Below are 15,252 nucleotides of genomic sequence, written 5' to 3'. Positions count from 1 at the left end.
GCGGCCCATCAAAGGGCCTTAACCAGATGAGGAAAAGGCAAGATGACCAAATGGGTCTACGGTTTTGGCGGTGGTAACGCCGAAGGCCGATCGGATATGCGTGAACTTTTGGGGGGCAAGGGTGCAAACCTTGCCGAGATGAGCAATCTTGGGCTTCCGGTCCCGCCAGGCTTTACGATTACAACCGAAGTCTGCACGGCATTTTATGATAATGACCGTGCTTATCCCGATGGTCTGAATGCCGAAGTCGAAACGGCGCTGGCGGCTGTTGAAAAGCTGGTCGGTCGCAAGTTCGGCGACGCGCGTGATCCGCTTTTGGTATCGGTGCGTTCTGGTGCGCGTGCCTCAATGCCAGGCATGATGGATACGGTTTTAAACCTTGGCCTGAACGATCAAACGGTCGAAGCGTTGGCAACGGTTTCCGGTGATCGTCGTTTTGCCTATGACAGCTACCGCCGCTTCATTCAGATGTATGGTGATGTGGTACTCGGTGTTGAGCATTACCACTTCGAAGAAATCCTCGAGGTTCAAAAAGAAGACAAGGGCTATTCCCTTGATACCGAATTAAGTGCTGATGATTGGGCCGAAGTCGTGACGGCCTTTAAGAAAAAAGTCGAAAGCGAACTCGGGCAGCCGTTCCCGCAAGACCCGCGTCAGCAACTTTGGGGTGCGATCGGTGCCGTGTTTGGCAGTTGGATGAACGCGCGCGCCAATACCTATCGCCGTCTGCACAACATCCCGGCAAGCTGGGGAACTGCGGTTAACGTTCAGGCCATGGTCTTTGGCAATATGGGCGATGATTGCGCGACAGGTGTTTGTTTCTCACGCAATCCATCGACCGGCGAAGATCGTTTTTACGGTGAATATCTGATCAACGCGCAAGGCGAAGATGTGGTGGCGGGCATTCGAACCCCTGCACCTTTGACCAAGATTGAACGTGAAGAATCCGGTTCGGATTTGACCTCGATGGAAGAAGCGCTTCCAACGGTCTTTGCGGAACTGTGCGATATTCGCGACAAGCTTGAAAAGCACTACCGCGATATGCAGGACATGGAGTTTACCGTTGAATCGGGCAAGCTTTACATGCTCCAGACCCGTGCCGGCAAAAGAACGGCCAAGGCCGCCCTTCGCATTGCCGTTGAAATGTGTCAGGACGGCGTGATCAGCAAAGAAGACGCGCTGCGTCGCGTTGACCCGGCACAGCTTGACCAATTGCTGCACCCGACCCTTGATCCAGAAGCCGCCCGTAAAGTTATCGGCATGGGGCTTCCTGCATCGCCAGGGGCCGGGTCCGGGCAAATTGTCTTTTCCGCCGAAGTTGCCGAAGATTGGGCGCATAACAAGGGCCAGAAAGTTATTCTGGTCCGGATCGAAACCAGCCCGGAAGATATTGCAGGCATGCATGCCGCCGAAGGTATCCTGACGTCCCGCGGGGGAATGACCAGTCACGCCGCCGTTGTGGCGCGCGGCATGGGCAAACCGTGCGTATGTGGTGCTGGCGCGATCAAGATTGATTATGCCAACAAAACCATGATGTCGGGCGGTGTCACCCTTAAGGAAGGCGACGTTATCACCCTTGATGGGGCCACGGGCGAAGTCATGCTGGGCGAAGTGGCGACACTTAAACCCGATCTGTCAGGTGATTTTTCCCAGTTGATGGCATGGGCCGATGGTGTGCGCCGGCTTAAAATCCGCACCAATGCTGAAACCCCGGATGATGCACAAACCGCGCGTGGTTTCGGGGCAGAGGGGATTGGCCTTTGCCGGACCGAACATATGTTCTTTGATCCGGCACGCATCATTTCCATGCGTGAAATGATCTTGGCTGAAACCGAAAAGGGGCGTCGCACAGCCCTTGAAAAACTTTTGCCTTATCAGCGCCAAGACTTTATCGACCTGTTCCGGATCATGAAGGGACTGCCGGTTACGATCCGATTGCTTGATCCGCCGCTGCATGAATTCCTGCCGCATGGTGATGCCGAGATTGCCGAGGTCGCCAATGCCGCTGGCGTGTCAGAGGCGATTGTCCGCCGCCGACTGCTTGATCTGGCCGAAGCCAATCCGATGCTTGGCCATCGTGGATGTCGCCTTGGGATTAGCTATCCGGAAATCTATGAAATGCAGGCCCGTGCGATTTTTGAGGCCGCAATTGCAGTTTCAGAAGATGGCGGTGACCCCGTCATTCCGGAAATCATGATCCCGCTGATCGTTGGCAAAAAGGAACTCGAAATCCTCAAAGCTGCGATTATTAAGGTCGCGGCCGAAGTCGAAGCCGAAAAATCGGCCAAGTTGACCTTCCTTGTCGGCACCATGATCGAGCTACCCCGTGCCGCCTTGCGGGCCGGTGAAATCGCCGAAGAAGCAGAATTCTTCAGCTTCGGCACCAACGATTTGACCCAGACGACCTTTGGTCTGTCACGTGATGACGCGTCGCGTTTCTTGGATACCTATATTGCCAAGGAAATCTTTGCAGGTGATCCGTTTGTATCGCTTGACCAGGAAGGTGTTGGCGAGCTTGTCGCATTGGCTGCGGAACGTGGTCGCAAAACGCGTCCTGACATCAAGCTTGGGATTTGCGGTGAACATGGCGGCGATCCATCCTCCATCGCATTTTGCGAGGCGCAAGGATTGGATTATGTGTCCTGTTCACCATATCGCGTTCCAATTGCCCGCTTGGCTGCCGCACAGGCCGCCCTCGATCGCAAGTAGTCTATAAACTTGATCGCAGCAACCTAGCGAATAAGATCTAAAGAAACGGCGGCAAGTTAACTTGCCGCCGTTCGCGTATCTTTGGTGTTTATCGCACGCTTAAGGCCGCAACTGCGCAATCGTTACGCCGACTTCTCGGGCAATGACACCCAATCGGGCACTGTCACCGCGATTTTCGCGCCATCAGCCAGAAGCTCTGCATCGTCGCTAATGCGTTCTAAGCGGATCAGCGCAAGGCCACCATCGCCATGAACCGAACGGATAATCCCAGCTTCTTTGTCGCCATTCATAATCGTAGTGCCCGGCTTTGGTGCAGAACCTTCAATCTTGATTGGCAATAAGCGTTTGCGCACAAGGCCACGGTATTTGGTGCGGGCGGTCAGTTCCTGCCCCATAAAGCAGCCTTTTTTGAAATCAACGCCATTGAGTTCTTCAAAACCGTTTTCGAGCAAAATCGCCCGATCAATTTCAAGTTCCTCACTGCCATTCGCCACACCAAGTGCTACGCGCATCTCGTGATACGCTTCAACTGTGCCTTCCTGCGCGCCGATGGCTGCCATTTCGGCGAGGGAGTTTTTCGGCAGTAATACGCGTGCGCCCATTGCAGCCAACCGCGGGTCAACGGACTTGATGCCAGTGGCAAATGCAGATGTGCTGCCCGGGTTGTCGGTAAGGGAAAGAGCCGAAAGGGCGTCTTTCCCATAGACGGCAATTACATCATAGCTGTCGGTGACATCGGAAAGTTCGACCTTGGCGCGCAGTTTATACATGCGCAGCTTTTTGAAAAGCTCGGCCGCGCGCGCACCATCTTGCCCGTACTCGCACTCGATCAACAGGCTATCTTCGTCTTGTTGATAGACAAAGAAATCAAACAGGAACTTCCCCTGCGGCGACAGCAGCGCGCCGTAGCTTGATTGTTCGGCTGTGACGGTTTCAATATTGTTTGATACTAGCCCTTGCAGAAAACTGACGCGGTCCGGGCCGCTTACCCGGATTACGGCCCGATCGGGCAGAAGGGCATAAAATGTTTCGGTCATATTTTGTGGGCTCCGGTTTGTCGGAATGAGTTGATCGGAATGTGGGGCAATTGCGTCAAATTCGCAAGTGCTCTCTCAGTGCCTTACGCGCGGCCGGGTGCAAGAAAACCCTTCATAAACGGGCGCCAAACGGATAGAACCAAAGACATGAAAATCTTGATGCTTGATCAGTCTATTGGCTTCGATCCCAAAGATCGTGAAGCCCGCCCGCTTGGGACCGCACAGCGCGCCTTTATCGCACTGGCCGAGGCCCTTGTTGCCCGTGGTCACCAAGTCGAAGCCCGCCGAAATGGGGGAATTGACCGGGACATGCACGGGGTCGCATGGCGACAGCTTGATGCCGAATTGCCGCCCTTTGGTGGCGATGCGGTCGATACGGTTATTGTCTGGCGCGATCCGGCATTGCTAAGCCATGCTTCGGTGCCTGCTGGTGCGCAGGCGATCCTTTGGTTTGATGGTGATCCTGCCAAGCTCAATGCGGATGACGTGCGTTTGGTCCTGCATGACAAGGAAGTGCAGATCGTCTTTACAGACGATGCCCAAAAAAAGGGCTTCGACGCTGATTTGGTGAAAAAACCGATCGTGATCAAACCCGGTGCTGTCACCGCCTTTGTCATGGCGGCAAATATGCATTGGGCATTTGAATCGCGCGAAGAAGTTGCAGTTACGGTTGCAAACACGACAAGCGGCATCGCCCAGATCGTCCGCATTTGGGAAGCCTATGTCGCGCCAAAAGCCCCCAACGCGATTTTGGAAATCTATGCCTATGATCTGTTTACCGCCATGGCGGGCGAAAACGTTCAGGTATCTGACGATATTGTTGATTTGGTGCGGTCGGCAATCGACAAAGGTGTTCGGGTTTTACATCCCAAATCCGAAGGTGATATGGCCCAAGCCGTTGCCAATGCGCGGGCATTCCTGCATCACGGTAAATACGGCACCGATCATGCGGGGCAATGGCTTGTCGATGCGCTCGGCGCTGCCACCCCGGTTGTTTCCTATGGTGGAATTGCCAAAAGCCGGATTGAAGATGGCAAAACGGGCTATATCGTGCCTGACGAAGCAGCCTATGGCAACATCACCTATCAGCTTCTGACCGACCGGTCCTTCTTTGCCAGTCAGTCCGAAGCCGCACGCAATGATCGCCGCGAATGGATCCATGTCGCTGGCGAGCTGGAGAAGATTTAAGCTGTGCGTCTGCTGTTTATTACGTCCAACCGCTTGGGTGACGCTGTCCTGTCGACATCGGTCCTGCGCCATTATGTCGAGACCTATCCGGGCATAAAAGTGACGGTCGCCTGTGGTCCGGTGGCCGCCCCTATTTTCGAAGCCGTGCCCAATCTTGAACGCATAATCGAGATGCCAAAACAAAAACGCGGCGGTCACTGGTGGAAACTCTGGAAATCGGTGGTCCTGAACTGGTGGGACATTATCGTCGACCTGCGCGGCAGTGCGACAGCTTATGTTCTCCCCGGCGCAAAACGCGTTGTTTTGTCTGGTAATGATGATCGCATTCACCGTGTTGAACAAATGGCGCAAATGATAGGCTTGGATAAGGGGCTTTATCCCAAAGTCTGGTTAGATCAGAAGCATCTCAGCCTTGCCAAAGAATTGCTTCCCCAAGACCATCGTAAGGTTCTTGCGATCGGGCCATCAGCAAATTGGGGCGGTAAAACTTGGCCGACAGAACGTTTTGTCGACTTGATCGACCGCCTGCGCGCTGAAGATGGGCTATTGCCCGGTGCACATATTTTATTGTTGGGCGCTCCTAATGAGCGTCAGTCCGCAACGCCGGTGATTGATGCAGTTCCAGAAAACGAGCGCACGGTGATTTTCGGCAATGAAGATTTGCTAACGGTTCAGGCATGTTTGGAATGCAGTGATCTTTATATCGGTAATGATAGTGGATTGATGCATATGGCCGCTGCTGCTGGAATCCCGACACTTGGTCTGTTTGGCCCATCGCGTGAAGAAAATTATGGACCGTGCGGCCCGATTGCGGCCCATGTTCGAACCGATATGTCCTATGACGAAATCTGGGCATCCGGCGCGACATGGCGATCCCATGACAGTTTGATGGGCGGCCTTTCTGTGGACAAGGTTATTGACGCGGTTGACGCACTTTTAAGCGCAAAAGAGCGGGGCGGAGCATGACAAATAAGGCACCTAAACTGACCGTGGTCATCACAGCACATAACGAGGAAGACCGTCTTCCTTCGTGTTTGGCGCATGTGGCATTTGCTGATGAAATCATTGTTCTATGTGACAAATGCACCGATAGGACTGAAGAAATCGCGAAGGCCGCCGGGGCGAAAACATTGGTCGGAAGCTGGGCCATGGAGGGAGAGCGGCGAAACTACGCATTGGCGCAAGTTTCCGGTGATTGGGTGCTGGAAGTCGATGCAGATGAACATGTTTCCGAAGAACTCTGCCGCGAAATTCGTACAGTGATCGCAAGCAGCGTATATGCTTATCATAATCTTCCGGTCGATAACTATGTCGGTGAACGTCTGGTAAGGTATGGTTGGGGCTCTTCGTTTGGAAAGTCGTCCTACGGCGGGCTGTTTCGCACGGGTGCTAAATGCTGGGGCCCTCAGCGTGTCCATCCAGCGGTAACATTTTCCGGGGATAGTGGGCCGCGCCTAACCCATCCGGTACGCCACTATGTTGATCGGAACATTTCCGACATGATCAAGCGGCTTGATAGCTATTCAACTGCGCGCGCTGCTGATTTACGTGACAGCGGTAAAATTGGCACATTTGCCAATAACATTAGACGACTTTTTTCGCGTTTTATCCGATGCTATATCGGCCGGAAGGGATACAAAGAAGGCGGGATTGGGTTCCTGATCGCGTTATTTGCTGGGTTGTTCCCGGTCATTTCGTACATTAAGGCCAAATACGAGGACAAATAACCCGATGGCAACAATCGTACTGGCCGATGATGGTATCAAGTTTGACAGCTTTATGCTTGCACAACGTCCTCTTGGTGGGGCGGAGACAGCCGTTATTTCGTTGGCCGAAGGGTTGGCTGCACGTGGGCATGAAGTCACAGTCCTTAATCATTGCGACAACCCCCATGAAAATAACGGTGTGAGATGGCGTCCATTAACGGATGGATTTCCAAAAATGGCAGATCTCTATATTGCCAATCGCGGGCATAGGTTATTGGATAAAATGCCCGACGCCAAACGCACTGTTTTCTGGATCCACAATCCGGCGGGATATCTTTTGAAATGGCGTTATCTTTCGCGTCTTTGGAGAATCAAACCTGCTATTGTTTTTTCCGGGCAGCATCATTTGGCGACCTACCCTAAATGGGCGCCTTCTGGAGAACGGGTTGTCATTCCGCTCGGCATAGAAAAAATGTTTAGGACATCTGAAGTCGGAAGCGAGGTGCGTAAGAAGCGCGCGATTTTTACATCCAACCCATTGCGCTCGCTAGATTGGCTCGTTGAACTTTGGGTGGAAAAAATTCATCCGCTATCTCCCGATGCTGAATTGCATGTTTTTGCCGGTTCGCAAACTTATGGGGCGGTTGGCGATGAAAAAGCCCAGCTGATGAAGTCGATCCTTGATCACGCAGCAACCCTTCGTGATAAGGGCATTGTTTTTCGTGGACCTGTTCCCAAGAAAAAGCTTCTTGACGAAATGCGTCAAGCGCGTGTTATGGCCTATCGTGGCGATGTTGGGGAAACCTTCTGCCTTGCGCTTGCAGAAGCACAAGCAATGGGCGTTCCATGTGTGGTGCAGGAAATTGGCTGTGTTGCGGAACGCGTTATCGATATGCAAACTGGCTTTGTTGCCAATGACGATGATGTGTTTGCCAAGCGAACAGCCGAAATTTTGAACGACGATGACCTGTGGGCTAAACAACACAAAGCAGCGCTTGAAAAACAGCGAGGTTGGGGATGGGAACAGGCGGCTGAAGCATTCGAAAGGTTGGTCCCGTGACGATGCTACTTCAAACCATGGCCGGTGGCGAATTTGGCGGCGCAGAGGAGTTCTTTGTAAGGCTTGCCTGTGGGTTTCAGCGTGCCGGAATAGATCAACATTGTATCGTGCGCCGGAACGAAGCTCGAAATTCCGTGCTTGCTGTCAACGGCGTTTCATTTGACGAGTTACCTTTTGGCGGGCGTTTGGATATCAAAACGCCTTTGTGCTTGCGCAAACAGCTCAAACGCCACAAACCGCGTGTTGTAATGAGCTGGATGAATCGGGCCAGCCGTCTTACGCCATCTGGTGATTTTGTAAAAGTTGCTCGGCTTGGTGGCTATTACAAGCTTAAGAATTTCCGCGATTGTGATCACTTGATCGGGAATACACGCGATATATGCGATTACCTTATCGCCGAAGGTTGGCCATCGGAACGCACGCATTATTTGCCGAATTTTGTTGATGCCAACCCCGGCTGGGCACTCGATCGATCAGAGTTTAATACACCTGATGATGCGCCGCTCATTCTTGGACTTGGGCGCCTACATGCGAACAAGGGGTTTGATACCCTAATCCGCGCTCTGGCGGAAGTTCCCGAGGCGTATCTTTGGATTGCGGGGGCCGGCGACTTAAAGAATGATCTTCTTAAGCTTGCTGGCGAATGTGGTGTTGCTGATCGCGTTCGGTTGCTCGGTTGGCGACGCGATGTTGCCAATCTGTTTGCGACTTGCGACGTGTTTTGTGCATCTTCACGGCATGAACCGTTGGGGAATATGGTAATTGAAGCTTGGGCGCATGGAAAGCCGGTTGTCGCACAGGCAAGCCAAGGTCCCGTTCAGTTGATTAAGCCTGGCGAAACTGGGTTGTTGTCCAATCTTGAGGATGCCGGCGCCTTGGCATCTGATTTACGGACAGTTCTTGATGATCGACTTCTTTCAGACACATTGTCGCGTGAAGGCCATGCTGCGTTTGAAGCAGATTTCACCGAAGACGTGGTCGTAAAAAAATACATGGCTTTTTTTGACAAGGTTGCACGTTAATGTGCGGAATTGCAGGTTTTATCGCCAAGGATAAGCAAACATTTGATCCTGAAGTCCTGGATCGCTTGCGTGATGCTCTGGGGCATCGCGGTCCCGATGGTGACGGGCGCTATATCAAGGGACCGGTGGGCTTTGTGCAAACGCGTCTTGCGATCATTGATCTTAATACCGGTGATCAACCACTTTATCATGAAAATGGCAGTGCGCTCGTCGCCAATGGCGAAATATATAACTATGTCGAGCTCCGCCAACGTTTGTGCGAAGCCAGCTTTAAAACCCGATCAGACAGTGAAACCGCCCTTCGTCTTTATGCAAAAGAAGGCGTCGGCGGATTTGATCAGTTGCGCGGCATGTATGCCTTTGCAATTCATGACGTGGTCGAAAACCAGGTCGTGCTATGTCGCGATCCGTTTGGCATTAAACAACTTTACTATATCGAAACGCCAGAATTCTTTGCATTCGCGTCCGAAGCACAAGCACTTGTTGCAGCCGGGTTGGTAGGACGAACGGTACGCGAAGATGCACGTTCTGAGCTGCTTCAGGTTCAGTTTACCACCGGCGGTGATATGATCCTTGATGGCATCAAACGTTTGTTACCCGGCGAAACCATCGTTCTGAAAGATGGGCGGGTGGTTGAACGCTGTCGACGAAAGGTTCTGAATGATACGGGCGTGGTCGGGGTCAATTTCGAAGATGCGTTAACTCAATGGGATCAGGTGTTTGAAGATTCCGTGCGTGTTCATCAACGCTCTGACGTTGATTACGCCATGTTCCTGTCGGGTGGGGTCGACAGTGCTTCGCTTCTTGGGATGATGCATCGTCTTAATGAGCGGCCGGTGACCGCCTATACCGCAGCCTTCGAATCATCAAGTGTACATGATGAACGCGAACTGGCCCGTGCGGTGGCCAAAGCATGTAATGCCAAACATGTTGAAGTAATGTTCTCAGAGCGCGACTTCTGGAATTTGTTGCCCCAAGTGGCCGCCAAAATGGATGATCCGGTTGCCGACTATGCCATCCTGCCGACCTATAAGCTTGCTGCCGAGGCCGCACGTGATTTCAAGGTTGTGCTCTCTGGCGAAGGTGGCGACGAATTGTTTGGCGGCTATGGCCGTTATCGGTCAGTCATGCGGCCTCTATTGTTGGGCGGCCGTGTAATGCGATCGAAGGGAACGTTTGATAAGAGTGACGTTCTGCAGTCTGAAATTCTTGACGGTTGGCGTGATGGTATTGCTGCGTCCGAAAGCCGGGAAAGCCATGGTAAACGCTCCCGCCTTGCCGTCGCTCAGGCGGTCGATTGCGCAGACTGGCTGCCAAACGATTTGCTGATCAAACTGGATCGGATGCTTATGGCCCATGGTCTTGAAGGGCGCACACCATTTCTTGATCCCTTTGTCGCCGAGTTTGCCTATCACCTGCCAGACCGCCTTAAGGTGCGTAAAGGTGTTGGGAAGTTCCTGTTGCGTAGCTGGTTGGAACGGTGTCTGCCCATGGCACAGCCCTTTGCCAAAAAGCGTGGGTTTACTGTGCCCGTCGGCGAGTGGATTGCCGGGCAGGGTAAGCGTCTTGGCCCATTGGTCGCCCATCAGGAAGGCATTCTTGAAATTGCCGATCCGACGCGCGTGGAAAAGCTGTTTGACGTAACCGGTAAAAAGGAAGGGGCGGCATGCTGGCATCTTCTTTTCTACGCGTTATGGCATCAGGCCAATATTCTGGGTCATGCGCCAGAAGGTGATGTTTTTGAAGCTCTGGCACCTTGATTTCCCACGAATTTAGTTATTATTATTCAACCTTCGTGTTGGTTCGGGAACAAACTTCGTCCAAATGCATTTCTGTTTACATAAGTAAAAAACAGAAACTCTGTAGGACGATGGGCTATGCTGTATTTCGATAAACTGACGATGGCGATTGTGCTCGGCTTTGCCATCGCCCTTGCGTGGATCAGCGTTCCACCAGCTGATATTGAGCCGCCCTTGCTTGAAGTAAAGCCGATTGCAGATACTGGTGCGCAATCAGCTACATACGAAATTACCCGACGGTCTGAGCGATTGGTTTCCGCGAGCACTGACAGCCACCTGAACGGCCCATTTTCAAACTGGTAAGTCCGGCAGGCTATCCTTTGGCGCCAAGAATATATTTTTAGATTTGGAAATTGGGGACTCTCATGGCTAGACCATCGGCATGGATGATTGTTCCCAATTTGTTGCGCACGTTAATGCGCGGCGATGTACCAGTGAAATCCAAGTTTATTCTATTGGCCGGTATTTTGTATCTGATCAGCCCGGTTGACCTTCTCCCCGACGTTATCGTTGGTGTTGGCTGGGTCGATGATCTTGTGATCGTGCCGTTTTTGGGGTGGTTATCCTATCGTAGTCTACCTGCTACGGTCCGTCATGATGTCGTCGCTGATGATGTGGTAGAACAAAAGGGCACTGGGCGCGCTGTTCTTTATATCATCATCCTGATCATCGCTGTTTTGCTGATTGTTATCCTGGCAAGTCCTGATATCGCCGACGCGCCGGAGCGTCTAACGATATCGCAATGATGGACTTTTGACCGCTGTATTCAATGGTTTGTTTGACAGCGGGCTTTACGCAAGAATACTCTTGATCCAAACAATTTTAGATCGGGAGGATTCCTATGGCCGAAGCATTCCGCGCACTTGTCTTGGACCAGCACGACAAGAAAGTAACATCCGAGTTTCGCAATCTGACAACCGATGATCTTCCCGCAGGCGATGTTCTTGTCCGGGTCAAATGGTCCACCTTGAACTATAAGGACGGTATGATCCTTAATGGTCTGGGGCGGTTGGTTCGAACCTATCCCCACGTTCCGGGTATCGATTTTTCTGGTGAAGTCGTTACGTCCGGCGACGACCGGTACAAACCAGGTGACGAAGTGGTTTTGACCGGTTGGCGTGTGGGCGAAGTGCATTGGGGCGGATATGGGCAAATGGCCCGGGTGAAAGCCGATTGGCTTGTCCCCTTGCCGGACGGCCTTTCTGGTCGGCAGGCCATGTCGATTGGAACCGCTGGCTTTACCGCGATGCTTGCGGTCATGGCGCTTGAGGAACAAGGTGTTTCACCTGATGAGGATGGCGAAGTTCTTGTGACAGGCGCTGCGGGAGGCGTTGGTTCCGTCGCTGTATCCATTTTGTCTGCTCTGGGCTACAAAGTGGCGGCGTCAACTGGGCGGGCAGAAACGCATGATTACCTGCGCGGTTTGGGCGCTACAACACTCGTCGACCGCAATGAACTGACCGATACCAGTAAGCCACTTTTGGCAGAGCGTTGGATTGGGGCGATTGACAGTGTCGGGAGCACAACGCTTGCACATGTTCTTTCCGAAATGAAGTATCATGGTGCGGTTTCAGCCTGCGGGCTTGCCGGCGGACCAGATTTGCCCGCGACTGTTCTGCCGTTCCTTTTGCGTGGCGTGCGTCTCATTGGGATTGACTCTGTCATGTGCCCCTATGCAACCCGTACGAAGGCTTGGGAAAGGCTTGCCAAAGAACTCCCAACCGATCATTTGGCTGCTGCGACAACGAAAATCGCGCTGGGCGATGTCGTTGAGTGGGGCGAGAAAATCTTAAAAGGTCAGGTCAAAGGTCGCGTGCTGATTGACGTCCAGGATTGCTAAGGTCGGCAAGGCCTCAGCCCTAAGGGCTTTTTCCGGTATAGGGCTGGGGCGTCTGAGAAACGGGTTGTTGCCGGATGGGAGTAGTTTAAAAGTAATGGAAAGAACGGTCTCACCCCTACTTGACGGGAAGAAATGAATTTAAAAGTGGAAATTGCCGTAATGGCTGATCAGCGGTTTCGCCTTCTTCTGATTGAAGATAATCCTGGAGATGCGTTCCTTGTCCGAACGCTTCTTGAGGAAACCGGCGAGCCCTTTGATATTGAACATTGCAGTGATCTTGCCTCGGCAATGACCCTTTTGAATGGGGATGGTCCAGGGGCGCGTTTCGACGTCGTGTTGCTAGACCTGACCTTGCCTGATTCATCGGGGGTTGAGACCATCAGCCGGGTGCGCAGCTGTAAGAATGTCGCCCCGGTTGTCGTTCTAACCGGCCATAAAGACGAAGAGCTGGCCTTTGATGCCCTCCAGCATGGAGCAGAGGACTATCTGACAAAAGAGTTCCCAGACGGGCGGACAATTCGCCGTTCCATCCGTTATGCGATTGAACGGTCGCGGGCCGAACGGGCGCTTAAGGAAAGTGAAGAACGATATCGTAAGCTGGTTGAGCTTGCCCCAGAGCTGATCTCTATCCTAAGCGGCGAAGAAATTACCTATATCAATCAGCAGGGCCTTACGATCCTTGGCGCGGAAGATACCACTGAGTTGGTTGGTCGCAGCTTCATGGAAATGGTTCATCCATCTAGCCGCGATACGCTTTTGGAGTATATCGAGCGTTATAAAAACGGCTATAGTGGTCGTGCAGACTTCGTCATTATGTGTACCCGGCCAGATGGTGAAATCGTCGAACTCGAAGTTTCGGCAATTGCGTTTACCCACGAAGACGCGCCAGCAATGCTGATGCTGGCCGAAGACGTCACTGAAAAGCACAAAGTCGAACGCCAGTTGGTTCAGACATCCAAGCTGGCCACTTTGGGTGAAATGGCGGCATCTGTCGCCCATGAAATGAACCAGCCACTGAATGTCATTCGGATGGCGGCCGACACATGCGCACTTCAATATGATCTGGAAGCCGTAAAACCGGCCTTTCAGCGCGAACGTCTGTCATTAATCAGCGGTCAGACCGAGCGGATGTCTGAAATCATCAAGCACCTTCAGATATATAGCCGCCCTGACGATGATGACTTTGCCCCGTTTGATCCGATGAAAGCTGTTGAGCGTGCGGTGGACATGATCGAGCATGACTGCCGATTATCGGGTATTGGGATTGATGTCGTGGCTCCCTCGCAAAAGTGTTTGGTTAATGGTCGCCAAGTTCAACTTGAACAGGTGCTGGTCAATATCTTGACCAATGCGCGCGACGCCATCAATGAGAACGGCGATGATGCCGACGGTATTGGCGGATTAATCCGCGTCAGCGCCATGATCGATGAAGACCAAAAATTCTTGAAATTGGCGGTCAATGACAATGGTGGTGGCGTTCCCGAGCCTGCGATTGATCTTTTGTTCCATCCGTTTTTCACCACGAAAGACGTAGGCAAGGGCACAGGTCTCGGGCTTTCGGTCAGTTACGGCATTGTCGAAGCCATGGGCGGTAAGATTGATGTGCGCAATGAGGGGGATGGTGCCTGTTTTGAGGTAACTCTTCCGGTGGCGCGTATCGGCGAAGATGTCGATGATCATACCGATCTTGCGGTAGAAGAGGGCGGGCACGTGCAACATGACAGCATTAGTCGCGCTGTCCGTGAAACGATTCGCGTCCTTGTGGTCGATGACGAAATTGATGCGATGGAAATCATCGCTGCCTACCTCGAGGCACAAGGATATTCAGTTTCTGCCGCTAGCAACGGTGAAGACGCCTTGGCCAGCGCAGGCGTAATGGCACCCAATATCCTGATTACCGATATTCGGATGCCTTATATGGATGGCAATACGCTTGTGAAGGCGTTGCGGGATCGAAACCCTGCTATGCCAGTGATCGTGATGACAGGGCATCCAGGGGATGCAGAGCGCCCTGTGGAAGATGATGACGGGGCAGATGCACCGGTGATGGTGATGCCAAAACCGCTTGATCTAAAAGAGCTCTTGGCCGTCCTTGACGAACTTGCTGACGTATACAGCCAGTAGGGTAATGAAACGTGCCACATAAGCGTCATTGATAAAAATAGAGCCCGGCAAAATTGCCGGGCTCTATTTTTTTATGCGTTGATCTTTAGCGCCTACTTAGGTCAGGCTTCCCAACCGAGCTGCATGGCGATTTTAACCGCCTGAGTACGATTGGCTGCGCCAAGCTTTTTGAAGATGCCGGTCAGGTGAACTTTGACCGTAATTTCGCGCACGGTAAGTTGTTTGGCGATTTCCTTGTTCGACAGGCCCTTGGTAAGAAGGGCAAGAACTTCGCGCTCACGATTGGTCAATTGGCGCAAAGGATTGTCAGGTGATAGGCCTTCAAGGTCAATTTCTCCGGGGCGAATTTTCGTGCCGTCATCTTCCAACAAGGCAGATGGAATGTATTTCTCGCCTGAAAGAATCAAACGCAGGGCATTGATCAGGGATTTGCCTGACAGGGTTTTTGGCAGATAGCCAGAAGCCCCGTGCTCAAGTGCATTTAAAACGTCGCTGCGTTTTACCGAACCCGACAAGATGACAACCGGGATGTCCGGATGTTTCTGACGCATTACGGTCAGACCTGAAAGGCCGTTCATACCCGGCATGTTTAGATCAAGTATGGTAAGTTCGACTTTTGTGTCGCCGTCAACGACTGAAAGCGCTTCGGCAAAGTCTTTTGCCTGTGAGACTTCTACTTCCGGTGCTGCTGTTTTCAGGAAGGAAGTGATCCCGTCTCTGACGAGGTCATGGTCGTCTGCTAGCAGGATGTTCATTTTTATGCCGTA

General features: G+C 52.4%; 13 protein-coding genes. 11 read left to right on the top strand and 2 right to left on the bottom strand.

Annotation, left to right across the window (positions count from 1 at the left end; all coding sequences use genetic code 11):
- The first annotated feature begins 42 nt into the window (after nucleotides 1-42).
- The gene (ppdK, locus tag HCZ99_RS14245) at nucleotides 43-2,709 is read left to right on the top strand and encodes a pyruvate, phosphate dikinase (protein ID WP_167447677.1); all 2,667 of its coding nucleotides are present in this window, start codon (nucleotides 43-45) and stop codon (nucleotides 2,707-2,709) included.
- Nucleotides 2,710-2,831: 122 nt separating this feature from the next.
- On the opposite strand, the gene ygfZ is transcribed toward ppdK, so the two are convergent.
- Complete coding sequence (ygfZ, locus tag HCZ99_RS14240; protein WP_167447676.1) at nucleotides 2,832-3,746, bottom strand: CAF17-like 4Fe-4S cluster assembly/insertion protein YgfZ; 915 nt, start codon at nucleotides 3,744-3,746, stop codon at nucleotides 2,832-2,834.
- A 159-nt stretch (nucleotides 3,747-3,905) separates the two neighbouring features.
- Between ygfZ and HCZ99_RS14235 the strand changes: the two genes are divergently transcribed.
- From HCZ99_RS14235 to HCZ99_RS14190, 10 genes are all read left to right on the top strand, one after another.
- On the top strand, nucleotides 3,906-4,934 hold the full coding sequence (locus HCZ99_RS14235) for a glycosyltransferase (protein ID WP_254869623.1): 1,029 nt from the start codon (nucleotides 3,906-3,908) through the stop codon (nucleotides 4,932-4,934).
- Between the two features lie 3 nt (nucleotides 4,935-4,937).
- Nucleotides 4,938-5,900, top strand: a complete 963-nt coding sequence (locus tag HCZ99_RS14230; protein ID WP_167447674.1) for a glycosyltransferase family 9 protein — start codon at nucleotides 4,938-4,940, stop codon at nucleotides 5,898-5,900.
- On the top strand, nucleotides 5,897-6,661 hold the full coding sequence (locus HCZ99_RS14225; RefSeq protein WP_167447673.1) for a glycosyltransferase family 2 protein: 765 nt from the start codon (nucleotides 5,897-5,899) through the stop codon (nucleotides 6,659-6,661). Before HCZ99_RS14230 ends, HCZ99_RS14225 begins: the two co-directional genes overlap by 4 nt.
- Before the next feature lie 4 nt (nucleotides 6,662-6,665).
- A complete protein-coding gene (locus tag HCZ99_RS14220) occupies nucleotides 6,666-7,700 on the top strand; it encodes a glycosyltransferase family 4 protein (protein WP_167447851.1) in 1,035 nt (344 codons plus the stop codon).
- Between the two features lie 2 nt (nucleotides 7,701-7,702).
- Nucleotides 7,703-8,722, top strand: coding sequence for a glycosyltransferase (locus tag HCZ99_RS14215; protein WP_175581530.1), 1,020 nt, complete (start codon nucleotides 7,703-7,705; stop codon nucleotides 8,720-8,722).
- Entirely contained in the window at nucleotides 8,722-10,482 is a 1,761-nt protein-coding gene (gene asnB, locus HCZ99_RS14210) for an asparagine synthase (glutamine-hydrolyzing) (RefSeq protein WP_167447671.1), read from the top strand. The genes HCZ99_RS14215 and asnB overlap by 1 nt, the downstream gene beginning before the upstream one ends.
- A 117-nt stretch (nucleotides 10,483-10,599) precedes the next feature.
- Entirely contained in the window at nucleotides 10,600-10,824 is a 225-nt protein-coding gene (locus HCZ99_RS14205) for a hypothetical protein (protein WP_167447670.1), read from the top strand.
- A 62-nt stretch (nucleotides 10,825-10,886) separates the two neighbouring features.
- Complete coding sequence (locus HCZ99_RS14200; protein WP_254869621.1) at nucleotides 10,887-11,267, top strand: YkvA family protein; 381 nt, start codon at nucleotides 10,887-10,889, stop codon at nucleotides 11,265-11,267.
- Between the two features lie 95 nt (nucleotides 11,268-11,362).
- Nucleotides 11,363-12,361, top strand: a complete 999-nt coding sequence (gene acuI, locus HCZ99_RS14195) for an acrylyl-CoA reductase (NADPH) (protein WP_167447669.1) — start codon at nucleotides 11,363-11,365, stop codon at nucleotides 12,359-12,361.
- Nucleotides 12,362-12,520: 159 nt separating this feature from the next.
- Nucleotides 12,521-14,485 carry a response regulator gene (locus HCZ99_RS14190; protein WP_167447668.1) on the top strand — a complete coding sequence of 655 codons (1,965 nt, stop codon included), beginning with the start codon at nucleotides 12,521-12,523 and terminating at the stop codon, nucleotides 14,483-14,485.
- A gap of 101 nt (nucleotides 14,486-14,586) precedes the next feature.
- Here the strand turns inward: HCZ99_RS14190 and HCZ99_RS14185 are convergent, their stop codons facing one another.
- Nucleotides 14,587-15,240: a response regulator gene (locus HCZ99_RS14185; protein WP_167447667.1), complete on the bottom strand. Its 654-nt coding sequence runs from the start codon at nucleotides 15,238-15,240 to the stop codon at nucleotides 14,587-14,589.
- Nucleotides 15,241-15,252 lie beyond the last annotated feature (12 nt).

Source organism: Thalassospira lucentensis, from assembly GCF_011806425.1.
GTDB classification, from domain to species: Bacteria; Pseudomonadota; Alphaproteobacteria; order Rhodospirillales; family Thalassospiraceae; genus Thalassospira; species Thalassospira lucentensis_B.
The sequence above is the reverse complement of the archived record's forward strand: the minus strand, read 5'-3'. Positions and strand labels throughout refer to the sequence as shown.

What these genes read in the sequence shown, in the direction of transcription:
- HCZ99_RS14220 (WP_167447851.1), top strand. Translation starts at nt 6,666, where the DNA reads ATGGCAACAATCGTACTGGCCGATGATGGTATCAAGTTTGACAGCTTT.
- acuI (WP_167447669.1), top strand. Translation starts at nt 11,363, where the DNA reads ATGGCCGAAGCATTCCGCGCACTTGTCTTGGACCAGCACGACAAGAAA.
- HCZ99_RS14215 (WP_175581530.1), top strand. Translation starts at nt 7,703, where the DNA reads ATGCTACTTCAAACCATGGCCGGTGGCGAATTTGGCGGCGCAGAGGAG.
- HCZ99_RS14225 (WP_167447673.1), top strand. Translation starts at nt 5,897, where the DNA reads ATGACAAATAAGGCACCTAAACTGACCGTGGTCATCACAGCACATAAC.
- ygfZ (WP_167447676.1), bottom strand. Translation starts at nt 3,746, where the DNA reads ATGACCGAAACATTTTATGCCCTTCTGCCCGATCGGGCCGTAATCCGG.
- HCZ99_RS14200 (WP_254869621.1), top strand. Translation starts at nt 10,887, where the DNA reads ATGGCTAGACCATCGGCATGGATGATTGTTCCCAATTTGTTGCGCACG.
- HCZ99_RS14205 (WP_167447670.1), top strand. Translation starts at nt 10,600, where the DNA reads ATGCTGTATTTCGATAAACTGACGATGGCGATTGTGCTCGGCTTTGCC.
- HCZ99_RS14185 (WP_167447667.1), bottom strand. Translation starts at nt 15,240, where the DNA reads ATGAACATCCTGCTAGCAGACGACCATGACCTCGTCAGAGACGGGATC.
- HCZ99_RS14190 (WP_167447668.1), top strand. Translation starts at nt 12,521, where the DNA reads ATGGCTGATCAGCGGTTTCGCCTTCTTCTGATTGAAGATAATCCTGGA.
- asnB (WP_167447671.1), top strand. Translation starts at nt 8,722, where the DNA reads ATGTGCGGAATTGCAGGTTTTATCGCCAAGGATAAGCAAACATTTGAT.
- HCZ99_RS14235 (WP_254869623.1), top strand. Translation starts at nt 3,906, where the DNA reads ATGCTTGATCAGTCTATTGGCTTCGATCCCAAAGATCGTGAAGCCCGC.
- ppdK (WP_167447677.1), top strand. Translation starts at nt 43, where the DNA reads ATGACCAAATGGGTCTACGGTTTTGGCGGTGGTAACGCCGAAGGCCGA.